This window comes from Pseudoalteromonas lipolytica, from assembly GCF_900116435.1.
GTDB lineage: Bacteria > Pseudomonadota > Gammaproteobacteria > Enterobacterales > Alteromonadaceae > Pseudoalteromonas > Pseudoalteromonas lipolytica.
Genome location: NZ_FPAZ01000008.1, coordinates 112922 through 136279, shown reverse-complemented (window position 1 = coordinate 136279; position 23358 = coordinate 112922). Strand labels below are relative to the sequence as shown.

Genomic DNA, 23358 nt, shown 5'->3' with positions numbered 1-23358 from the left:
CTTTATATTAGGTTCAAATTGTTGTTCCTAACACTAGAGGCAAATTAATTGCCAACTCACACAATAAATTTAAAAAACTTAAAATACATATAGTTATGATTAAATCAATTTATTGGCATTGTTTTTATGTGCGGATTTCCACACATTTTTTAAGATGCGATGTCACTTAATCCACCCACACCCACTTTGTGATTGCTTAATCCTTGAACATTTCACGATTAATACCGTACTTACTCATTTTGTCATAGAGTGTTTTACGGGCGATTTGCAGGGTTTGCATGGTATTTTTAATACTGCCATTGTTTCGCTCAAGTGCTTCTTCAATCAGTGACTGCTCATAAAAACTCATTTTTTCAGCGAGACTGAGATCTTGGGCGAGTTGAATTTCGTTGTTACTATCATTATTAGTGGCAAATGCTAAGTCAGAGCCCAACAAAACAGCGCGTTCTGCTTGGTTTCTAAGTTCACGCACGTTGCCAGGCCAATCGTAGGCTAACAGACGTTGTTTAGCTTCGCTATTCAGTGTTGCAGGTGGTTTATGGAATCGAGTCGCCGCAATGGAGCTAAAATGTTTAAACAGCAACGGTATATCAGCTTTACGATCACGTAACGCAGGGATACTCACTTTAACGAGGTTCAGTCGATAATAAAGATCGGCTCTAAACTCACCCGCTTCGACTAAAGAAAGTAGATCAACCTTGGTTGCTGCAACAATACGCACATCAAGATCAACAGCATGATTGTCACCAACGGGAGTAACTTTTCGCTCTTCAAGCACGCGTAATAACTTAACCTGCAAACTTGCTGGGGTCGATTCTATTTCATCTAAAAATACCGTTCCCCCTTTAGCAAATTCAAACTTACCTTGTCGTGATTGTGTTGCCCCCGTGTACGCGCCACTGGCTGCACCAAATAACTCACTCTCAATTAACTGCTCAGGAATTGCGCCACAATTTATGGCAACAAAATTTGCTGAAGAACGATTACTTTGGTCGTGGAGGTAGCGAGCAACTAGCTCTTTTCCGGTGCCTGTTTCGCCTTCAATTAATACATCTGCTGGCGTATCAATCACGGCATTGAGTAAATGCATCATCTGCTGCATTTGTTCGGTTTCACCCAAAATTCGCACGCCTGGTGCTGATGTTTTTTCGACAGCAATTTTCAATGCACGGTTTTCCATCACCAACGCGCGTTTATCGCATGCTCGCGCAATGCAATCTAATAGCTGCTCAGTTAGCGGCTTTTCAAATAAGTCATAAGCCCCTAATTGCATGGCTTTTACTGCGACAGACACGTCTGCAAAGCCCGTTAGAAAAATAACCGGTAGTTCACTATCAAATGCCTTAACTTGTTCTAAAAAGGTTAAACCATCCATCTTAGGCATATTAATATCGCTTAATACAACCCCCTCAAAACGACGACTTAGTTTAGATAACGCCGCCGTTGGTTCGCTAAAGCATTGCACCTGATAGCCTTCAATCTCGAGCAGTTGCTTTAATGAATCACGGATCACCGCTTCATCATCAATAACGATCACCTGTTGGCAGGCATTGGCAACTAAACTCATGAGGTTTCCTTATTGCTTTGTAGTGTAATAATAAACTGTGCGCCCCCTTCAGGGCGGTTATGGGCACTTAATCGACCATTGAATGAGTCGATAATTTGTCGGGAGATAGACAGCCCTAACCCCAAACCATTGCTGGTTTTGGTACTGTAAAATGGCTCAAAAATACTGCCTAATGCATGTTGGTCAATGCCTGGGCCTGTGTCTAATATCGAAAACTTCACTCTGTCGTCAAATAATTCAAGCTCAAAACTCAATTCGCGTTTTTCACATTCAGCCATCGCTTGGCTGGCATTGGTGATTACATTCACTAATACTTGTTCAAACTTTACACTGTCGACCCATACCGTGATATGTTCTGAGATGTCGGCTGTTTTAACATCAATATCATCTTGCTTTAATTGAGCACTGGCGATCATTAATGCATTTTTAAGCATCCGTGATAAGCTCTGTTCACGCAGTTGCGTTTGTGCAGGCTTACTAAAATGCTTAAGTTGAGCAACGATCTTATGTACACGCTCAATGAGCGATTGCACCAATACAAGGTTTTCTGATGCTTGTTCAATATTGCCTTTCATAAGCAATCGCTTTGCACTGACTAAATAAGTGTTCATGGCACTTAATGGCTGGTTTATTTCATGATTAATACCCGCACTTAACTGGCCTATCGTAGCCAGCTTAGCAGCTTGGACAAGTGCCTTTTGCGCTTTTTCGAGTGCATGCGTACGCTCTATCACTTCTTGCTCAAGACTGTGTCTTGAAAATAAGAGTTTTTTATAACCCGCGAAACGAACCATACTCATGTGTATCAGCACGACAACTATCATATAAAACACACTAAACCACAGTAAACGTGGTATTTGTGCAACTTCTAAACCGCTTATATCTACCAGCACGCTGGCCTTCGCATTGATAATATCGATGGTTTCGAACGCGCTAATAAATCGCACTCGCTTATTATTTATTTCGATGGTTTGCTCAGCCGTATTATCACTTAAAGGCTTAGAAGTATAAGCTAATAAACTTGGCGTATGTGATAGGTATCGCCTTGAACTTACAAGCGTTTCCATTTGCTTTTCGCTAAGCGCTTTTAACGAATTTAAACGCCAGCTTTGCACATCAGACATCACGATAACACTGTCTTCAAGAGAAATATGAAAGTGCGTACTGTCTGACGCATTTAGCAATTGCCTGTCTTGCTCAAACTTTTTTGCATTCACTTTTAATGTCACGACGGCAATAACTTTACCGTCTGCAATAACCGGTTCAGAGAAGTATATACCCCGCTCACTTGAGCGCATTCCTAGTGCAAAGTAAGCAACTTTTTCACCTTTTTTCGCTAAATAAAAATACGGCCTAAACGCAAAGTTACTGCCAAGAAAAGTGTAATCGACTTGCCAATTACTACTGGCCACAACAGAGCCAGATAAGTCCATTAAATAAACATCTGATGCACCACTTGCACGCTGGATATCTTCAAGATAATAATTGACGGCTTGTTCACCAACACCTTGGTTAGTTACAAACGTCTTTACTAAATCATTAGCACTCACTAAGGCAGGGATCGTTTGAAACCGTTCAAGTTCACTTGAAAAATAGTGACTTAATTGAACCGCTTGCACACGGCTTAATTGACTGGCTTTTGTGTAATCGTGTTGTCGACCAATGTAAAAAACCAATACAAGCAGCAATATTAAAATAGCACCTGCCGCAACTAACTTTTTACTTAATGATGACATTCAGACCTTAAACACGACACTGCTAGAAATTGATTTGGTAGTGTAGCGATAATTCTTCTGTTGTACCAGCGACAGAGCCATTCTCAACACGTGGATCAAACACGTTATAGTTTTTACCCAATACGTTTTCAGCCTTAAACATTAAATGACTATGCGTATTCAATTGCCATTTAACCGTGCCTCCTAATAAACTATAAGCCGATTGGTTAAACTCATCACCGTTTAATGAAGCCGCATTCACTTGGTCACGCCATAAAATGTTTAGGCTTAGCTGCCAACTATCGTTTAAGTTATAACGGGTAACTAAGCTGGCAAAGCGTTTAAAACTGGCATTTATCGGCTCATGGAAATAGTGTGTATAGGTTCCCGTAAGCGCAAATTTTTTATTATATTGCCATGTAGCATCCAGCTCTAAACCACGGTTATCAGTGTTGAGTGAGTTTTCAAAAGTGAACAGTGTGTCACTGCCTTGAAAGGGCACAGTCTCAATAAAGTCATTAAGTTCATTATAGAAAAGTACCGCATTTGTTTGAAGTGTCGCGTTTTGATAGTGCCAAACAAGTTCAGTGGTTTTAACTGATTCAGATTGTAATGATGGATTACCTTTCGTCACAGAGTCATTAGAAAAAAGTTCATTCGTCACCGGTGTTCTGAACGATTCGCCATATTGAAGCTTTAATGTATGTGACTGATTAATTTCGTAAATGCTTGCTAATCGAGGTGATAATTTACTGTCGATATCTTTAACATCATCATAGCGTGCCCCTATAAAGAACGTGAACGAGTCAGAAAATGGAATCTTTAATTGCCCGTAAGCACTCACCGTTTCAAAGGTATACTTTAATGACGCAAATAAAGGAAAATCTTTAATACGTACAATCCCATTTTGATAATAAGCAGGCGCGAGGATAACTTGTTGTGAGTCACTGTCATAATAGTTAGTACGTACATCGGCTTTTTGCTGCTTTGCCTCAGCATATTCAACGCCTGCAGCTAATTGCCATTGATTATCAAGCTGATAACTTAATTCTGTTGAAAATTTACTGTCATAGGTTTGCCAATCGGGCCCTAATAAAAAGTCTGGCATATCGTCAAATTCAGCAATCAACCCAGCCGTTGATATTGCATGTTTACTGTAAGAGTAATGACTATCTAGCTTGAATTTATCGGTATTAAGCCAATTATATTTAATGCCTATAAACGTATTATCACTGGTGTGTTGGTTTTGTTTCGAATAACCGGCAAGATTTAAAAACTCATCAAGTTGCGTTTCATTGTAACGTGTATGAAGTGAAAGTTTTTTATAATCTAACCCTGCCTCAATATACACCGCTTTTAGAGGGTCTTTTACGTCTTGTGGGTAGCGTTCACCCGATTTACTTTCGTATGATAACGTCGCATACGCCGACACCGTGTCACTAAAATGCTTATAAAACTGTGCTGTTGCTCCGTAACGACCATTGTTGCCTGCTACAGCCTGTAATGCATTACGCTCTTTTGTCGTGACAATATTCATCACACCTAAAAAGGCGTTACTACCGTATAAAGCAGAGCCCGGCCCACGAATAAACTCTATTTTTTCTATTACCTCAATAGGTATGTAAGGCATGTAGACCGAAGCCTTACCAAATGATGATTCATTGACGCGCTCACCGTTGATCATCACCAACACATTACCACTATCTAGGTATACTCCTCGGGCATGATCTTTAGGCACAGCCCCTACCCAATCACCGCGGGTTGATTGCATACCCGCAACAAAATTCATCACTTCATACGCATTATCAACACCGAGCGCTTGAATTTGCTGACGGCTAAACACGCTCATTGTTGAAGGAACTGATGACAGGGTTTCCGCTGTTTTACTCGCAATATCAACATGTACATCGAGTAAATCTTCAAAACTTAGTGAAAATAAATCTTCATCTTCAGAAGCTTCTGCGCCGAATAGCGCTGCTGGGGAATTTGCGATTAAAAAAAGTGTTGAACATAGTAAAAACTTCATGCTGCGAGACACCCGTAATAATGATTAAATGTTGCACTGCAACACTCTGTTTACACTATTAATACAAAAGATGGGTAAGCTTGCAATCTTTTTATACCAATTCACTTAATTTTATACAGTCTTTGACGCTCTGTACTTGGTGTAATAAAAAAGCCCATGTACTTTATAGTTATGGGCTCTTGTATCATTAGTTTAACGTCTCATTTAGCTAAACTGCTTAACACGCTCACTGCGCTTAGTTTTTAAATATTTGTATAAGCCAATCAATGATGCCGCAATCCAAAATATTTCAATGACAAAGCTGGCCAAGTTAAAGTTATAACACAAACTAATTAACAGCAGCACCGCGCCAGTTAAGTTCATCATGTTATACACAAGCCCTGTCGGGGATGCTTTATTTAGTTGTAACATGAAAAAGGCACCTACTACCAAGAAAGTACCCGTCATACCAATAATATCAAATAAAAGTGCTATCACGTACGTGAATCCATATTGTTCATTTGTTTATACCCAAACAACTGGCCCAATCCATGGGGAGGGTTGTTTTCATTCATTGAAACAGCAAACCGAACAATGGTATCAAAGCAGATAACTTAAACGAGGATAAATGTCCGCATTCTATGTATAAGCTACTTATGCGTCACTTTACCGCCAATAATTTTTAATGCGGGTGTGCCTCTTATCATTGTTTCGCGGGCAAAATGACGATGGCACTGCGGGCAAACACCCGTCTGTGCTGTAAAATTTTGGCTTATACGTTCAACAAAGCACTTAACTAATGCACCTTTGCCGCCTTTGCGGTATTTAAATAATTGGCACTTGCACTGACTACAAAATATATCAACGGTTTTCGTCGGGCCTTTTTTATTGGGTTTAGCCATAAACTCCACACTAAACGCGATTAAAAAACGCATGCTACCATGTCTATGGCCAAAGCCCCAAAACCAAACCCGTTAAAGAGAACTGTAAAATAGAATAGCCAGCGTTCACTAAAAACAATTTAAGGGGTCGTTGCTCAAAAATATAACCAATGCCAAGTGCGCAACTTACCCAACATAAACCGATTATAAACCCTGTGCCTACGGCAACGCCTACATTAACATTGCTACCAATAAATAAAGATAAACTTAAAGCAATTAATAGGCACAGCACAAAACTGCCACCAAACACCATGACATGATTGATTTGCTGAAGATCAAGTTCTGTTAAACCGCAGCTCTCCATCCAAATGCGTTTAAAAAGCCACGGAGAATACCAAACAGCCCCAAGAAGAAAAGAAGCAAGCGCAGCAAGAAATACGGCAAAAAAATTCAGTTGAGAAAAATCCATACACCAGACTCATACAACCAATAGGGTTAATTTGACTTTAGTTAAGGAATCCCAAAGCAGCAAATCAAATGTGACGAGTGGTATTTGGTTCTAATACTAAATACCTTTTTTATGTTGTGCTACTTAATTTAACAATACTTAAATATCATCTTTATTGCTGAACGGGTTTCTTTTGAAGTTTACGTTGTAAGGTTCGTCTGTGCATGTTCAACTGCCTTGCTGTTTCAGATATATTGCCATGATTACGATGCAATACGTGTTGAATATGTTCCCATTCGAGTCGTTCTGGCGACATTATTTGTGTTTGTGGCAGAGTATGGGTAGGTTGCTCTGCCTCACTGCCCTCAAGTAATGTTCTCAATAACGATACAAAATCGACGGGTTTGGGTAAATAATCATCTGCACCGAGACGAATCGCTTCAACCGCACTGGCAATACTTGCAAAGCCTGTTAGAAGGATAATGCGTGAACGCGGAAATTGCTGGCGCATTGGCTTTATTAACGTTAAGCCATTTTCATCTTTTAACTTTAAATCGACTAAAAAATGACTGGGTGAAAAAGCACTACAAATGTCAATTGCTTGCTGACAACTGTGGGCAAGCTGACAACAAAAGCCATGTTTTGTAAAGCGTCTGGCTAGCGTGTTGGCTAGATTAATGTCGTCTTCGATTATTAATAAATTCATGCCACTTTCAGGGTGATTGTAGCTACAGCCCCCTGCTCTTTATGATTACTCACTGTAAGTGAGCCTTCTAAGCGTTCCAAAGTCACATTAGAAAGCATTACTGCCATCCCCATACCATGTTGACTCGGCATAAGTTGACCCCCTAATGCTGCCATTTGTTGCTCACTTAAACCTTGACCAAAATCACGTAAAGATAAAGAAACCGAATCCGCGTTAAACTGCCAACGAGCTTCTATGTGAGAGTGCTGCTGATTGTTTGCTAATACTGCATTTTGTAGCAAATTCAAAATAGCGGGTAATAACATTGCATCACTCAGAATAGTGCATTTAGGTGGTTCATTTAACCATTCAAGCGTGTGTTCTGGATGATGTAATAATGCAGCATCTGCTATTTCTTTTTGCAGCACATCGACCGGTATTATTGTTTGCGTTTTACCTGTTCTAAGCGCAGATGATAGCGCTCTAAAATGCGCTAGTTGCTCATTGCACTGCTCCAATGGCTTGGCCATTTCTTGTATAATGGGGTCGTCAGCTTGCTGCTCTTTAAGCTCTTCGTAAAGAAATTGCAGGTTTGCTATAGGACTTGCTAACTGATGGGTAATTTGTGCAGCTGCACCATCTAATGTTAACAATTGCTCGTGCCTGAGCTGCTGCTCTCGGCCTCTTGCTATAGTGGCATCGCGTGCTTTAATCGTCCGATTTAGCGCACCGATTATAAATGCAATTACAATCACACTTATCACGAAGTTAACCCACATCCCAATAAAGTGATGAGTCATGTCGATTTGATGCATACTGTGATCAGGCATTTTAAACAGCAAATAGCTATACGCCGCGATGGCAAGCCCAGCTATATAAGCTAATCCTTTACCATTAACCGACACGGCAGCAATCATAATTGGTAAAAGTAACAGCGACACAAATGCGTTCGTGGCGCCCCCACTCAAAGACAGCAATATCGATAAAAATAAGATATCAGCAGTCAACTGCATCAACACGGCAATCGGTTTCGCGTGGTTCACTTTGCGATACGCTAAAATACTGAGCAATTGGAACAGTGCTTCTACACTAATCACAGCCAGTAAAGGGAAGATGGCAACTTGATAATCAAATAAAAAGTATACCGAAACAACAGCAAAAAATTGCACAGCAATAGCTGCACTTCTTAAAGTAAGTAAGCGGCTAATCGCCGGATCAGTTTGCATAAAAAGCGTTAAGAGACTTAATCGTCATCCATAGAAATAGTAAAGGGAGCGCAAGGTGTTCCTTGATGAAACACCATTTGCCATTGTTGACCATTAAAGCGCCATAGCGACATGCGAATTGAATAATTAAACTCAGCACGGGCGGAACGCCTAAAAGCAGCTTGATAACTCAATTGGGCAATCTCATCACTCAGCATCCGCCCTTTAAAGTGTTGATTATAAAACTGAGGAACGACTTCAGTCGGTAAACGTGTTAAAACCTGAAACTTATTAAACGACGTGCCATTAGCTGAAATTTCAATAAAGTCATCATCGAGCAACGCATCGAGTGCATCTGCAGACTGACGGATCTCAGGTTCTAGCAATTGCCTTTCAGCCTCAATGAGCTGATTAAATAACGTCGCTTTAATTTTACCGCTCATCGTAGTTACCCTTACTGTTTGAGCACGTCTCCGCCTTTCATAACAAAGCGTACATTTCTAAGTTCACTAATGTTATCAAGTACATTCATATTAACACTGATAATATCTGCTTGTTTACCAACACTCAAGTCACCAAGGTGCTCGCTTTGCCCTAATAATTTAGCGGCCTCGACAGTGGCTGATTTTATTGCTTCTTTTGGTGTCATGCCATAATTAACAAGTAGCTCAAACTCCTTTGCATTATCACCATGCTTTGATACGCCTGAATCTGTTCCAAATGCTATTTTAACCTTATTTTTTAACGCTAATTTAAACGATGCCTCCATTTTTGGAGCCACAAACTCAACTTTATCAGCAATTGCTTTTGGCATGTTGGGGTTTTCTAATACTTCTTGTTTGACTGTAGCACCTGCGAGTAATGTTGGGATTAAATACGCATCTTGTTTCTTAAATAGCTTTACAGTGTCTATATCTAAAAAAGAGCCATGTTCAATTGAGTCTACACCCGCCCGTAAAGCCGCTTTAATACCTTCTGTGCCATGTGCATGTGCAGTAACTGGGCGACCTAAATGATGAGCCGTATTAACGATTGCAGTAAGTTCATCATCGGTAAACTGCTGATTAACACCAGCAGCTGTATTACTCAACACCCCACCCGTGGCAGTGATTTTAATGACATCGGCCCCACTTTTTATTACATCTCTTACGGCTCGAGTACAATCATCAGCGCCATTACACACGCCTAAACCACCGCCAATGGCTTGGCTAACATCACGGCGGTACCCGTGCATATCGGCATGCCCTCCCGTTGGGGTAATCATATCGCCTGCCGCAAAAATTCTTGGCCCAGGTATATCACCCCGCTCAATTGCACGCTTTAATGGAAAAATAACTTGATAACGGCTGCCTAAGTCACGCACTGAGGTAAAACCTGCGTCGACTGTGCGCTTTAAATACTTGAGTGAACGCAGAGCATCATCCGCTTCATACTCAGTTAACCACTGATGGGGGTTTCGCTTAGTATCTCGTTCAAATGTTAAGTGCACATGCATATCGATTAAACCGGGGAGCACCATCTGATTTTTTAAATCAATAATCGTTGCATCTGTAAGATTTAATTGCTCTTTAGTTAAATAACCAGCTTCAATTGCTGTAATTTTATCGTTTTTGATCACGATGGTTTGTTGTTGTTTTACAGCTTGCTCAACGCCAACCAACATTTTCCCTGCATGGATCAGCAACGTGTCAGCACTCACTGAAAATGTGCACAAAGAAACCAGTACCGATAAGGTGCCTATTTTTAGATTTATTTTTTTCATATTCGCCTCATTTTTATACTAGGTTTAACTTAAATACCGAGTAAAAGCCATTATTTGCGACATAGCAGTGTGTTACGCTAGTCTTAACAAGTGAATTTTGATATAACTTCGGCAAAATTTTAACAAGTCTGACCACATAAAGAGAACACATTATGTCTTATGCCCAAATCACTGGCTGGGGTAAATGTATACCACCAGCAAGCATTAGCAACGACGAAATCAGCAATATCGTTGATACTAACGATGAATGGATCACAACGCGTACGGGTATTAAATCTCGTCGTGTAAGCCACGTTAGCACTGCTGATTTAGCAACTGTCGCTGCAAAACACGCACTTGCATGCGCAGGTGTTGATGGGAAAGACATTGATCTTGTTTTACTCGCAACATGTACCCCCTCAACAATGGTGGCTAATACAGCCTCACTTGTACAAAAGAATATTGGTGCGGTGGGTGCAGCAGCAATGGATACAAACGCGGCATGTTCAGGCTTTTTATACGCACTACAAGCAGCTACTGCACAAATTCGTGCTGGTATGATCAAAAAAGCGGTGGTTATCGCAGCAGAGCGCATGACCTGGTACATCAATTGGGAACGTCGTGACAGTGCAGTATTATTTGGTGATGGTGCGGGCGCTGTTGTATTAGAAGCGTCTGATACTCCATCTGGTTTATTGGCAACTAAAACAGGCTGTGATAGCGAAGATCGTGATATTTTGCATATCGAAAATTTTGGTAGCGATCTTAATAAGTACGCGCCAATTGGCCCGTCTAACTTATTATTTGAAGGCCGTGAAATCTTCAAACGTGCCGTTAAAGGAATGAGCGAAGCGTGTGATGATGTGCTTAATCAAGCGCAGTTAAAACTTGATGACATCGATGTACTTGTTCCGCACCAAGCAAACTTACGCATTATTCAAGCTATTCAGCAGCGCTTAAAGGTGGCTGACGAAAAAGTAATGGTCAACATTGCTGATTACGGTAATACATCAGCTGCAACGATTGCAATTGCGATTTGCGAAGCTGTTGAGCAAGGCCTTATAAAACCAAACTCGAATATTATGTCTGCGGCATTTGGTGCCGGTTTAACGTGGGCTGCAAGCTACATTAAATGGGGCGAGCGCGTAACGCCTATCTCAATTTCAGACGCAAGCCTTCCACCCTGCGATAAAACAGGCTTAGAACTTGTTGCTCCGGCTGTTGCAGCATGTAAAGCGGCTGAATAACAAGCTATATATTATGAATTAAGCGCGGCAATTGTCCGCGCTTTTTTGTTTCAAGGATACTGTTGATATATGAAAACAATCGGATTATTAGGTGTTCACCATGTAGCGATTATTTGTAGTGATTATGAGCATTCAAAACACTTTTACACTGAAATTTTAAAATTGCCAATTATCCATGAGCAGTACCGAAAAGAACGTGATTCTTACAAGCTAGACCTTGCACTGCCAGACGGCAGTCAAATAGAGTTGTTTTCATTTGTAAATGCGCCCACAAGACCAAGTTATCCTGAAGCACAAGGACTGCGCCATTTAGCTTTTAAAGTGGCCAATATAACGGAAGCTAAACAGTACTTAGAACAACAAGGTGTAGATGTGGAAGATATTCGTGTCGATGAAATCACCGGGAAGCAATTTACGTTTTTTGCTGATCCCGATGATTTACCGTTAGAGTTGTATCAAATATAACACTTATTGAAAACGGTCTTGTAGGTAGTTAAATACAGCACGAATACCGAGTGCTTCCCCTCCCACTGGACGACCAGGCAATGGGCGTAAGTTCCACGCCATAACGTCAAAGTGAACCCAAGGCGTAGTCGGTTCGATAAACTCTTTTAAGTAAAGTGCAGCAGTGATAGCTCCACCAAATGGGGTTGATGCACAGTTCGCAATATCAGCCACATCACTCTTTAATAACGCTTTGTATTGACTGAATAAAGGCAACTGCCAAACAGGATCAAAGCACTTTTCTCCGGCGCTCATCAACTTACTGGCCACCTCGTTATCGTTCGCAAAAAAGCCTGGCAGTTCAGTACCAAGTGCAATACGACACGCTCCTGTGAGCGTTGCAAAGTCAATAATAAGATCGGGATTGTCGTTTTGTGCTTCTGCTAACGCATCACATAACACTAAACGCCCCTCGGCATCCGTGTTATCAATTTCAACAGTGATACCTTTTCGGGTTTTAATAACATCACCCGGTCTGAATGCATTACGCGATACAGCATTTTCTACAGCAGGAACCAAGACACGTAAACGTATCGGCAAATTCGCTGCCATAATTAGCTGCGCTAAGCCAATGACATGAGCTGCGCCCCCCATGTCTTTTTTCATGTTGCGCATGCCCGAGCTTGGTTTTAAGTCTAAACCGCCCGAGTCAAAGCACACCCCTTTGCCCACAAGGGTAATTTGAGGGGCATCTTTTGCGCCCCAGCGTAAGTCTAACAAACGTGGCTTGTTTTCACTTGCACGGCCAACCATGTGAATTGTGGGATAATTTTGCTCAAGCAACTCATCGCCAACCCATTCACTAAACTCACCATCAAAATTATCAGCCAGATCAGCCATCACTTGTGATAAATGTTGTGGCATCATATCGGCTGCAGGTGTATTTACGAGATCGCGTACTAAATTTATTGCGCTTGCGAATTCAGTCAAGCGCTTGGCAAGGCTTTCATCACTGATAGCAAGTTGTGCTCGTGGCGATGGTTTTTCTTTATATTCACTAAACTCATAACCACCTAACATAAAGCCAAGTGCAACCTGTTCGACAAAGGCACTGTCACCCTGAATTTGGTAACAACCAGCCGGCAATTTAGTCGACAAGTCACCTGCAAGCCAAAAATCGTTAATATCGTTTACAAGGCAATACACATGAACCAAATCACCTGATTCACTGTCAGCTACGAGCGCAAGCCCCTTGTTTTTAAAGTCGCAATTACTTAACCAGTTTTGCAAAGCTTGCGGCTGTTCAGATAACCACGATGCTAAATGCGTTTTTTCAATGAAAGAGAGCGGAATACCCGTAGAAGAATGACGAATTAATGAACTCATTAAACGACTCAATATAAAGAAAAGGTAATTAAGCATACCAATAACTTGAGCTAAAGGGTATAGGCGAAATCAGATTGATAAACGCAGCTTACTTGTGATCTTTTTCTTCGGCTTCTTCTTTTGCAACTTGCTGATCTATCTCTTTAAGTGACTTATTGATATTGAATGAACTCGGAAGAACATCAACACCAACCCACTGCCCTAGTTTTACAACTAGCGGAATCGTAATGGGTGCAAAAGGCAATACAGCAAACACACCCAGCCCAATCCCTTTTAGAATATCTAAAAATTGTTCATTGGCCGTATGCAGCTCTTCTTTAGTTGCGTGGCCTTGTGTATAACGTCTATAGATTTGCAGCATTTCTTTGGTTTCTTGCTTTTCTTGGGCAAGTGCGATTTTAAGTGCCACCATAGCGCGCTTAAAGCGTAATTGCTGACGCTTTTTGGTAATTTTAGCCACTCGAAATGGGGCCCGATGAATAACTTTATATAATCGCATTCGGTTATTTTCACATAAGCATCTCACTTCACAAAGCATAATTTACTTATAGTAGATTTTGCTTTACCCTTCGCACACTTTTCTTAACTCGTTTTATTTTTTAAATGTGCCAAGATCGCCACGTAAATGAACCTAAGCCACAAAAGCCTGCGCCTGACGAATGTTGTGGAGGCGGTAGTTGTTGCCCGTGTGTTTGGGATGAATACCGTGAGAAATTACGACAGTGGCAATTAAAAAGCGAATCAAAGCAAAATAATTAAACCGTTCCAACTCAGTTTTAGTGCAAAATACGAACAAACAATCACTAATTTTAATTTTTTTTAGCTTCAACAATAAATTCTGACCTCCTTTAAGAAAACAACGAATAATTTATCACATGCGTTTTCAGTAACATACCCCAAATAATTGCAAAAAACACGACCAAGTTACCCAAAATAAAACATATTGTTAATAATTTGCAAATTAAATTAACAGTAGGTATAAGTTAGTTACACCAAATTAGAATACCTATTTGGTGGCATAATCATAACTATTCTAACTGGGGAAGTCAGAATGAAATTAAAAAATAATATGCTACAACAAGCTGTTAAGTTTGCTTTAGCCACGACAACAGCGGGTCTGTTTGTGTCGGGTTCTGTGGTTGCTGCAGATGAGTCAACCGAAGAGACTAAAGTTAACAAAAATGTTGAAAAAATCGCAGTAGTTGGTACTCGTTCAGCGCCGCGTTCTATCGGTGACTCACCTGTTCCTATTGATATAGTTAGTGGGGATGAACTGAGCAAAAATGGTTCTACTGATATGTTAGATATGCTTCAAGCATCTGTTCCATCATTTAACGTTCGACAGCAGCCTATTTCAGACGCTGCATCGTTTATTCGTCCAGTTAACTTAAGGGGTTTATCTTCAGACTCAACTCTTATTCTACTTAATGGTAAACGTCGTCATCGCGCGTCGGTAATTGCTTTTCAAGGCGGCGGCGTAAATGATGGTGCACAAGGCCCTGATATTTCAGTAATCCCTTCTGTTGCAATGAAGCAAGTCGAAGTGCTCAGAGATGGTGCAGCAGCACAGTACGGTTCTGATGCAATAGCAGGTGTAATGAATTTTGTATTAAAAGATGCCTCTGAAGGTGGCTCTTTCTCTGTGCGCCAAGGAGAGTATTACGAAGGTGATGGCGATCAGACAGTAATTGATGGTAATGTTGGTCTACCATTCACTGACGAAGGTTTTGCTAATTTATCTTTTCAATATAAAACTGCAGATGCAACAAGCCGTACTTTACAGCGCCCAGATGCAGCAGCTTTAATCACTGCAGGTAACACGTCAGTTAATGATCCTGCACAAACTTGGGGTAACCCAGAGATTGATGATGATCTAACTCTGTTTGCTAATGTTGGCTTAGACCTGGGCGATGGAAAGAGTTTCTACATGTTCGGTAACTATTCAGATAGAACTGCAACAGGGGGCTATTATTATCGTAATCCTCAAAATAGAGGCGGCGTTTACACCGATGCTGACGGAAACCTTTTAGTAGGTGCTATGGATGGTAATAGTGATGCCTGTCCAAATATTCCAATCACTTCAGGTAATGTTTTAACTCAACAAGATTACATAGATAATGTAGCTAATAATGACAACTGCTGGGCTTTCAACGAATTATTCCCTGGGGGCTATACTCCGCTTTTCACTGGCGAGATAAATGATACCTCTTTAACTATGGGTACTAAAGGCGAGTTTAAAGATGGTTTTTTAGATGGCGCTTATTATGATTTCAGTGGTTCGGTTGGCCGTAACAAATCAACCTACACACTGGTTAACACAGTAAACCCATCATTAGGAGCTAACCAACCTGCTGATAATAGTTTTGAAGCTGGCTCTTATATTCAGCTTGAAAAAGCATTCAACCTAGACATTTCAAAAGCATATGATGTTGGTTTAGACGAGATGCTGAACGTCGCTTTTGGTGCAGAATGGAGACAAGAAAGCTTTGAAATTATTTCAGGTGAACAGGTTTCTTGGCAACAAGGGCCTTTAGCAGAACAAGGCTTTAGTGTTGGCTCTCATGGTTTCGCTGGATTTTCGCCAGAATCTCAAGGTATAAGCAAACGCCAAAGCATCGCCGCATATTTAGATGTTGAAACATACTTAACTGAAGATTTTTTAGTTGGTGCTGCACTTCGATATGAAGACTTCTCAACATTCGGAGATACATTAAATTATAAAGTAACAGCCCAATACTCAATAACAGACGAGTTTTCACTTCGCGCATCTCATTCAACAGGTTTCCGTGCTCCAACGGTAGGCCAAGCTAATGTCGTAAATACCCAGACTTCTCTTGTTAATGGTGAATTAATCCAATCAGCAACATACCCACCTACGCACCCAGTATCAGCTCAAAAAGGTGGTGTAGAACTCACTCCAGAAGAGTCTAAAAGTTTTGCTATTGGTGGCGTTTATCAAAGTGGCGACTTTTTCCTTACTGTCGATTTATACGACATTAAAGTAGAAGATCGTATAGCACAAACAGATAAGTTATTTATCGACCAAAATGATGTAAATGCTTTACAAGGTCAGTATCCTAACCCAGAGTTGTTACTTGGAGGTTCAATAACTTTCTTTGCAAATGACTTCGACACACATACACAAGGTGCTGATGTTGTAGCAAACTACACAATGGAACTGTTCGGTGGCGATACTAAACTTTCTTTAGCCTACAATTACAACAGTACTGAAGTTGACAATGCTGGCTTATACACTTCTGACTTCAAAGTTAAACGTCTTGAACAAGGCATACCAGAACATCGTGCAACATTTACATTTGCACAAGATTGGGAAACATTCAGTATGTTTGTTCGAACAAACTACTTTGGCGAGTACTTTGCAACACATGCTGATGAGCCAGATATTGGTGACACTTATGGTTGGTCTAAAACAGGGAGTTCTGCAGTAACCTTCGATGCTGAATTGAGTTACTATGCAACTGACGCAATTACACTGTCTATAGGCGCGAATAATATCTTCGATACTGAGGCTGAAAAGTTACAAGAAGTATCTAGTGATGGCTCATATGGCTCGCGAGCTATTGTAGGTGGTAAATACTACGAAAGTGGCCCATTTGACTATAATGGCGGATTTTACTACATCAAAGCGAGTTATAAATTTTAATATTTAACAATATACATTTGTAAGTTAAGCCAATGATGATTTATCTTCATTGGCTTATATACATTAACAGCTATTCATCATATACATTATAATAATATCTCTAATTTGCGCTTCAGAGTATTTATGCTGCTAGAAAAAGCCAATCAATTACTTGCTGAAAACAAACTAAAAGAAGCTGAGTTTCATTTTAAAGCCTTGTTAGATGCGAACCCTGAAAATGGTGAAGCATTGTTTGGTTTAGGCAGAATCGCACTTCGATTAGAGCGCTATGATGCTGCTGTATATCTATTGCAGCGCGCGTGTGAAAGGCTGCCCTACCTGCTTGAACCGTTGCATGCACTTGCCGATGCGTTTAATGGCGTGCATTCACCTCAAGATGCGCTCACTGTACTTGAATATGCAAAGTCAATAGCAAGTCATAACCCAGAGCCTCACTACTTTTTAGCTCAACACTATTTAACCTATGGTGAACTCGACAAAGCCTATGGTATTTTACAACAAGCGCTCGCCATGGGTGAATACCCAGTTAAGGCCTATATACTTTTTGAGCTTGTGCAATTTTCTCGCTTTAATCACGAGCAAAACTACCTCAATGAACTGCATCACTTTTTAACACTCACCAATAACTTACGTTTAAAAATGGTCTGCTACTACGCATTAGGTAAAAGCTATGATTTATTAGATGATACCGAGCAAGCATTTAATTATTTTACCCTCGCTAATAAACTACAGTCACAACTGACTACGTTTAAAACCAATGAACTCGCCCCTTTTTATCAGCAAATCATCAGCCAAAGTGATGCAACGTTAATTGATTCACGCTATAAACGTTTTACGGGCACGATCACCCCTGTTTTTATTATCGGCATGCCACGAAGTGGCTCTACTTTGCTTGAACAAATGCTAGTTAGTCACGAAAGTTTTGCAAGCCTAGGAGAGGATGCCAGTATCAGCAATCAGGTTGTTGCGTATATTGAGCAACAAACTCAATTACCTTACCCCGAGTGCCTATCTAAACTGGATCAAAAGCTGATCAGTACGGCGCGCGATATCTATATAGAAAGATTAAAGCAATCTCCCCATGTACGCCCGTATATGATCAATAAGCTGCCAGCAAATTATCAATCACTTGGATTAATCTATCTATTATTTCCAAACGCAAAATTTATAAATATACAACGTGATTATCAGGCTGTTGCGTGGTCAGTATTTAGTAATTACTTTGCAGAAAATGAGCCCTACTTTTGCTCATTGTCTGAATTTAAGCAGTATTACGATTTATATCAGCAACTTATGTCGCACTGGCATAGCGTAATGCCCGATGCACTTTTTGACTTACAATATGAGCTACTCGTCACAGAGCCTGAGCAAACGTTGAGTGCTCTGTGTGAATTTTTAGGCGTTAAGTACAGCAATCGCTTTTTAGAGTTTTACAAGTCGAATAAGCCAGTCGCAACACTGAGTAAAGCAGCAGTCAGACAACCATTAACTGACAAAGCTAAAGATAAATATAAGCGTTACGAAACGGCTATGAATCGCCTTGTGAATGAGCCGAAAACCACTCAAGAAGATCAGCAAACTGATCGTGGCGCGCCTCAGGGTGAGTAAGCATATTAATATGGTCATAATTCACCTTGTGACCATATTTTCGACCATAAATTGTCATTGTTTGCACACCTACACCTGACTCAGCCATGAACTTTTCAATGTCAATCGGTTGGCAAAGCGCCTTATCTTTTATACCCGCCACATGAAAAATAGGGGGCAGAGCTATATCTTGCAGCGCTTTTGCATAGTCAAAGCCGTCATCTGAGTCTACCCAGGGCTTGCGCTTAGCCCATTGCATACTTTGATAATGGGACTTACGCGTTTCATCGTCACTTCCCCATTTCAATTTTTTAGCAGGCACAAACCCGTGTTTTCTCGCCATTAAAGGTGCTAAACCATACCAAATTAAATTACCTTGGATGTATTTGCTTGGGTGATGATTATAAAGCGTGCGCTTTGATCCAAAATACGCACAAGCCCTTACATCATTAATTAGATTAGGAAAGCGCGCAAATACGCTATTCATTAATACCCCACCCCATGAATGGGCAACCCAATAACGTGCAGGTGCACCTTCAAGTTGTTCTATTTTTGCTAAAAAAGCGGGGATGTCTTCTAATATAGCTTCGGTTTGCCCGTAGCTCGCATATTTTGATATGGCAGGTTTACTTTCACCACGGCCCCGTAAATCAGCCACGTAGCACACATAACCCTGTTCAGCTAAAAACGGTGCCAAACCTTTATTGCTGTGAGTGTAAAAAATTTTGCCATTCTCGACTGCACCATGCATAAAAAACACCGCAGGCCCGGTTGCATCAGTTTTACAAATACGGCGCATATGGAGGGTTTGATTTTCAGCTAATTTTATAAATACAGACTGTTGTTTTAATGTCACGGTTGACCTTTTTATTATTATAAACTCATCGTACCAGCAATACGTTACGTCAGTATTACTAGCAAAGCAAGCATGATGTGATCAAGTAAGTAGCCCTTAAATACAACAAGACTTTGTAAACGTAAGAGCGGGAGTTTTAATAAAAATATAACGGAATGAACCAAATGAAATTGAGTTGAGTTGCATGCTTAAAGACGATAAGCGGACATGGACAACTCCCTTATTATCGTTTTTTCACAGTTGGCTAAACATGCAGCTCAGGATGAAAACCAACTGTGAAAAGTGATTTCCTTGCTATGTTTTTTTACACTCGAAACCCTTAGAGTCCACCCGTGCGATACTGTCTTTGTCGCCACATTGCTCTATGGCCATTTCCATGTGATTTTGCTCATTATATTGTTTAGCAATGGCCCCAAGCCCTACCAATATTACCAAGGCTATAAGAACTTTTTTAAATTTAGACATAAACACTCCTTTGAAAATGATCACTCAACACATTAGTACCTAAATACTATACTTAAAGGCACAAGCAAACAATTCACTTTCCCTCTGCACAAACCAGCCGCAAGCTTTAATTACTCGCAGCGGTTAAAGTTTACCTTTAATTATCATTCAATCATTGCCATTGAATTTATATTGAAATGATAAATGGAAAACGATTCACCCTCTTCTTTTAAAGTCACTGTTATTTGTGCTTCACCATTTTCAAAAGAAGCTGGGATTTTATAAGTAACAAAATTACCTGATCCATCGCCTGTTACAGCTTTAGTGCTGACATTAATAAATTGATACTCACCGAGTTCTTTCAAATCGCCTAATTTCGAAAAAGCTCGAACAATTTTTGACAAGTCGTCATCTGAAACACCCTCAATTGAGGTTGGGGTCATGTAACTTTTTAATGTTTGTGCGTCCCATTTAGATATTTCAGTTAATGCTGGGGTTAAATAAGGTATCGCTGTTTCTTTATATCCTGAGGCTTTAAATGAAGTCCAAACCGCTAGGATTACAAACAAGCAAATTATAACTAAGAGCGTTATACCCATTCCTTTAAGTATTTTTTTTATCATTATTTTTATTACTTTTCAGTTAGTTGAAATTAAAATTTACCAGCTTTGAATTATTATTCATAGCCGTTTTATGACTCGTATTAATGAAAAGATTACTTTACCTCGATTATCAAACAGATAAACTGCATTTAAGAACACACATGACTTTATCACTTAGCTTACCTTTGTGAATTCAGTTAACACTTAAAATTAGAAAGTTAAATGCATGAAAATTGGTTTTTAGTCATTTTATGCTAACAGAAACCAATAAAATTTCTGACCACCCTGCCTGTTTAAAAAAACCTAAAAACAACACTTTGTAATGATTAATTTGATACAATCTGTACTGAACATTGCTAACAGATAGGTTTATTTAATGCATCCGCGAAATCGCCACCTCAATGGCTACGACTTTACTTTATTATGTAAAGATACTCCGGCTCTTTCTCAGTTTATAACACAAAGCCCAACCGGCAGTGAGACTCTCGATTTTTCAGATGCAATGGCAGTGAAAACCCTTAATCAAGCATTATTAAAAAGCCACTACAAAATTGATTTTTGGGATTTGCCCGACAATTATCTGTGTCCTCCTGTACCCGGTCGAGTTGATTACATTCATCACCTAGCAGACTTATTAGCCAGTGATAACCAAGGTAGAATCCCTACAGGTAAGCAAGTTAAAGTGCTGGATATTGGCACGGGTGCAAATTTGATCTACCCGTTAATTGGTCAACATGAGTATGGCTGGCATTTTACAGGGTCTGATATCGATACCTTATCCGTTAAAATTGCCAAGCAAATTGCGCAATTTAATCGTTTAAAAATATCAGTAAAGCAACAAGATAACAGCAATAAAATGTTTACAGGCGTTATCACTGATAAAGATGTGTTCCACTTAACCTTATGTAACCCGCCATTTCATGCCAATGAACAGCAGGCACAAACAGGTTCACAGCGTAAGTGGAAAAATTTAAATAAAACCCCTAAAAAAGAACTCAACTTTGGGGGCAGAGAAAACGAACTTTGGTGTGAAGGTGGCGAACGCGAGTTCATCAGTAAAATGATCACCGAAAGCCAAGAGTTCAGTGAGCAGTGTATTTGGTTTACGTCTTTAGTATCAAAGTCAGAAACACTCCCACAACTCAAAAAACAACTCGCATCGCTTGATGTCAAAGACGTTAAAACAATAAAAATGGCACAAGGCCAAAAAATAAGCCGCTTTATCGCTTGGAGTTACTTTGACCAAGCAGACCGCGAAGCCATTCTTAACCAACTTGTATAAGGGTAATAACATGATCGACTTTCGTTCAGACACAGTCACTCAACCTACAGCCGATATGCGTGCAGTTATGAATAATGCTGCCGTTGGTGATGATGTTTACGGTGATGACCCAAGTGTTAACCAATTAGAACACGTTGCTGCTGAGCGACATGGGTTCGAAAGTGCGCTTTTTTGCAGCTCTGGTACGCAAGCAAATTTACTTGCTTTAATGGCACATTGCGAACGTGGTGATGAGTACATTTGTGGCCAACAAGCACATAACTATAAGTTTGAAGGTGGCGGTGCCGCCGTACTTGGGTCGATTCAACCACAACCGATTGAAAATAACGCCGATGGCACCATTGATTTAAACAAGGTGGTTGCAGCTATTAAAGCGGATGACTTTCACTTTGCAAAAACGAAACTACTCAGCCTTGAAAACACCATTGGAGGCAAAGTACTGCCATTAAGTTACCTTGAACAAGCAAGAGAATGTGTTAATAAACACAACCTTGCACTTCACCTTGATGGGGCGCGTGTGTATAACGCAGCAGTTAAGTTAGGTGTCGATATTACTGAAATCACCCAATACTTTGATTCAGTGTCTATTTGTCTATCAAAAGGGTTAGGCGCCCCTGTGGGTTCATTATTATTGGGTAACAAAGCACTTATTGATAAAGCTCGCCGCTGGCGTAAAGTGCTTGGTGGTGGTATGCGCCAAGCGGGTATGCTTGCTGCAGCGGGGCAATATGCGCTTGAGAATCACGTCACCCGACTAAGTGACGATCACGATAATGCGGCTTATCTCGCTGAAAAATTAAATTCATTATCAGGCTTTGATACCACACCTTTTCAAATCGATACCAACATTGTGTACGCAAATGTCGATGAAGCTATTGATTTAAAAGCTGTTGCTAATAAGCTAAAAGAGAAAAATATACTTTTTTCAGCAGGCAAACCACTTCGCTTAGTGACGCATTTAGGGGTCACTAAGCACGATATTAACTGCTTTATTGATGCTTTAGCGGCAGAGATTTAACGCAGCTTTATAATGTTTGCGGCACACCGATACATATCGGTCGTTGCCGCCAATTTCGACTTGATTACCATCAGCAATCGCATTGCCCTGCTCATCGGTGCGTAAAACGTGGTTTGCTTTACGACCGCAATGACACACGGTTTTTAGCTCAATAAGTTTATCCGCCCACGCTAAAAGATACTGCGAGCCACTAAATAACTCACCTCTAAAATCATTACGAAGACCATAACAAAGAACAGGAATGCCCAGTTCATCGACCACATCGGTTAATTGCATCACTTGCAATTTAGATAAAAACTGACACTCATCAACTAAAATACAATGACGCTTTTTCTGATCGTTCAACGATTTGATTAGCTGAAATACATCTTTGTCGGCATCAAAAATATGTGCATCAGCTTGTAAACCTATCCGTGACGATACTTTGCCAACGCCCGCTCTGTCATCAATCGCAGCGGTTAAAATCACTGGTTCCATTCCACGTTCGCGGTAGTTAAAAGCCGATTGTAAAAGTGTGGTTGATTTACCCGCATTCATTGCAGAATAATAAAAGTACAGCTGTGCCATGATGTTGCCCAAAA

At 40.4% G+C, this 23358-nt stretch carries 23 protein-coding genes; 7 read left to right on the top strand and 16 right to left on the bottom strand.

Annotation, left to right across the window (positions count from 1 at the left end):
* Positions 1 to 196: 196 nt before the first annotated feature.
* The 10 genes from BM378_RS10240 to BM378_RS10195 all read right to left on the bottom strand — a co-directional run bounded on the left by BM378_RS10240 (position 197) and on the right by BM378_RS10195 (position 10268).
* The gene (locus tag BM378_RS10240) at positions 197 to 1567 is read right to left on the bottom strand and encodes a sigma-54-dependent transcriptional regulator (RefSeq protein WP_036972805.1); all 1371 of its coding nucleotides are present in this window, start codon (positions 1565 to 1567) and stop codon (positions 197 to 199) included.
* Positions 1564 to 3303 (bottom strand): sensor histidine kinase, encoded by a 1740-nt coding sequence (locus BM378_RS10235; protein WP_036972806.1) that lies wholly within the window; start codon positions 3301 to 3303, stop codon positions 1564 to 1566. The genes BM378_RS10240 and BM378_RS10235 overlap by 4 nt, the downstream gene beginning before the upstream one ends.
* Before the next feature lie 22 nt (positions 3304 to 3325).
* Entirely contained in the window at positions 3326 to 5308 is a 1983-nt protein-coding gene (locus tag BM378_RS10230) for a TonB-dependent receptor plug domain-containing protein (RefSeq protein WP_074989123.1), read from the bottom strand.
* A gap of 204 nt (positions 5309 to 5512) precedes the next feature.
* Positions 5513 to 5785, bottom strand: a complete 273-nt coding sequence (locus BM378_RS10225; RefSeq protein ID WP_036972808.1) for a CBU_0592 family membrane protein — start codon at positions 5783 to 5785, stop codon at positions 5513 to 5515.
* Positions 5786 to 5937: 152 nt separating this feature from the next.
* Positions 5938 to 6189, bottom strand: coding sequence for a hypothetical protein (locus BM378_RS10220; protein ID WP_036972993.1), 252 nt, complete (start codon positions 6187 to 6189; stop codon positions 5938 to 5940).
* Positions 6190 to 6232: 43 nt separating this feature from the next.
* On the bottom strand, positions 6233 to 6637 hold the full coding sequence (locus tag BM378_RS10215) for a DUF1761 domain-containing protein (protein WP_074989122.1): 405 nt from the start codon (positions 6635 to 6637) through the stop codon (positions 6233 to 6235).
* A 151-nt stretch (positions 6638 to 6788) separates the two neighbouring features.
* Positions 6789 to 7322 (bottom strand): response regulator transcription factor, encoded by a 534-nt coding sequence (locus tag BM378_RS10210; RefSeq protein ID WP_065979120.1) that lies wholly within the window; start codon positions 7320 to 7322, stop codon positions 6789 to 6791.
* Positions 7319 to 8527, bottom strand: a complete 1209-nt coding sequence (locus BM378_RS10205; protein WP_074989121.1) for an ATP-binding protein — start codon at positions 8525 to 8527, stop codon at positions 7319 to 7321. Before BM378_RS10205 ends, BM378_RS10210 begins: the two co-directional genes overlap by 4 nt.
* Before the next feature lie 17 nt (positions 8528 to 8544).
* Positions 8545 to 8949, bottom strand: a complete 405-nt coding sequence (locus BM378_RS10200; protein ID WP_036972813.1) for a nuclear transport factor 2 family protein — start codon at positions 8947 to 8949, stop codon at positions 8545 to 8547.
* 11 nt (positions 8950 to 8960) lie between these two features.
* A complete protein-coding gene (locus BM378_RS10195) occupies positions 8961 to 10268 on the bottom strand; it encodes a metal-dependent hydrolase family protein (protein ID WP_083422903.1) in 1308 nt (435 codons plus the stop codon).
* A 152-nt stretch (positions 10269 to 10420) separates the two neighbouring features.
* Between BM378_RS10195 and BM378_RS10190 the strand changes: the two genes are divergently transcribed.
* Together BM378_RS10190 and gloA2 are read left to right on the top strand one after the other, a co-directional pair.
* Positions 10421 to 11494 (top strand): ketoacyl-ACP synthase III, encoded by a 1074-nt coding sequence (locus tag BM378_RS10190; protein WP_065979118.1) that lies wholly within the window; start codon positions 10421 to 10423, stop codon positions 11492 to 11494.
* A gap of 78 nt (positions 11495 to 11572) precedes the next feature.
* The gene (gene gloA2 / locus BM378_RS10185; RefSeq protein ID WP_036972994.1) at positions 11573 to 11959 is read left to right on the top strand and encodes an SMU1112c/YaeR family gloxylase I-like metalloprotein; all 387 of its coding nucleotides are present in this window, start codon (positions 11573 to 11575) and stop codon (positions 11957 to 11959) included.
* 3 nt (positions 11960 to 11962) lie between these two features.
* On the opposite strand, the gene BM378_RS10180 is transcribed toward gloA2, so the two are convergent.
* The gene (locus BM378_RS10180) at positions 11963 to 13324 is read right to left on the bottom strand and encodes a leucyl aminopeptidase family protein (protein WP_065979117.1); all 1362 of its coding nucleotides are present in this window, start codon (positions 13322 to 13324) and stop codon (positions 11963 to 11965) included.
* An 88-nt stretch (positions 13325 to 13412) separates the two neighbouring features.
* Positions 13413 to 13823, bottom strand: a complete 411-nt coding sequence (locus BM378_RS10175) for a hypothetical protein (RefSeq protein WP_036972817.1) — start codon at positions 13821 to 13823, stop codon at positions 13413 to 13415.
* A gap of 104 nt (positions 13824 to 13927) precedes the next feature.
* On the opposite strand from BM378_RS10175, the gene BM378_RS10170 reads away from it, so the two are divergent.
* The 3 genes from BM378_RS10170 (at position 13928) to BM378_RS10160 (ending at position 18596) form a co-directional block, all read left to right on the top strand.
* Positions 13928 to 14083, top strand: a complete 156-nt coding sequence (locus BM378_RS10170) for an oxidoreductase-like domain-containing protein (RefSeq protein WP_074989120.1) — start codon at positions 13928 to 13930, stop codon at positions 14081 to 14083.
* 292 nt (positions 14084 to 14375) lie between these two features.
* Positions 14376 to 16988 carry a TonB-dependent receptor plug domain-containing protein gene (locus BM378_RS10165; RefSeq protein WP_074989119.1) on the top strand — a complete coding sequence of 871 codons (2613 nt, stop codon included), beginning with the start codon at positions 14376 to 14378 and terminating at the stop codon, positions 16986 to 16988.
* A 123-nt stretch (positions 16989 to 17111) separates the two neighbouring features.
* Positions 17112 to 18596 carry a tetratricopeptide repeat-containing sulfotransferase family protein gene (locus BM378_RS10160; RefSeq protein WP_074989118.1) on the top strand — a complete coding sequence of 495 codons (1485 nt, stop codon included), beginning with the start codon at positions 17112 to 17114 and terminating at the stop codon, positions 18594 to 18596.
* Here the strand turns inward: BM378_RS10160 and BM378_RS10155 are convergent.
* The 3 genes from BM378_RS10155 to BM378_RS10150 all read right to left on the bottom strand — a co-directional run bounded on the left by BM378_RS10155 (position 18517) and on the right by BM378_RS10150 (position 20498).
* Positions 18517 to 19431, bottom strand: a complete 915-nt coding sequence (locus BM378_RS10155; protein ID WP_036972821.1) for an alpha/beta fold hydrolase — start codon at positions 19429 to 19431, stop codon at positions 18517 to 18519. The two genes, BM378_RS10160 and BM378_RS10155, sit on opposite strands and share 80 nt — an antisense overlap.
* 294 nt (positions 19432 to 19725) lie before the next feature.
* The gene (locus BM378_RS20410) at positions 19726 to 19896 is read right to left on the bottom strand and encodes a hypothetical protein (protein ID WP_155950861.1); all 171 of its coding nucleotides are present in this window, start codon (positions 19894 to 19896) and stop codon (positions 19726 to 19728) included.
* Positions 19897 to 20039: 143 nt separating this feature from the next.
* The gene (locus tag BM378_RS10150) at positions 20040 to 20498 is read right to left on the bottom strand and encodes a hypothetical protein (protein WP_074989117.1); all 459 of its coding nucleotides are present in this window, start codon (positions 20496 to 20498) and stop codon (positions 20040 to 20042) included.
* Positions 20499 to 20853: 355 nt separating this feature from the next.
* Here BM378_RS10150 and rlmF point away from each other — a divergent pair, with 355 nt between their 5' ends.
* Both rlmF and ltaE read left to right on the top strand, forming a co-directional pair.
* Positions 20854 to 21759, top strand: a complete 906-nt coding sequence (gene rlmF, locus BM378_RS10145; RefSeq protein WP_074989116.1) for a 23S rRNA (adenine(1618)-N(6))-methyltransferase RlmF — start codon at positions 20854 to 20856, stop codon at positions 21757 to 21759.
* A 10-nt stretch (positions 21760 to 21769) separates the two neighbouring features.
* Positions 21770 to 22777 (top strand): low-specificity L-threonine aldolase, encoded by a 1008-nt coding sequence (gene ltaE, locus BM378_RS10140; RefSeq protein WP_074989115.1) that lies wholly within the window; start codon positions 21770 to 21772, stop codon positions 22775 to 22777.
* Here ltaE and BM378_RS10135 read toward each other — a convergent pair.
* On the bottom strand, positions 22760 to 23344 hold the full coding sequence (locus tag BM378_RS10135) for a thymidine kinase (protein ID WP_074989114.1): 585 nt from the start codon (positions 23342 to 23344) through the stop codon (positions 22760 to 22762). The two genes, ltaE and BM378_RS10135, sit on opposite strands and share 18 nt — an antisense overlap.
* Positions 23345 to 23358: the final 14 nt, after the last annotated feature.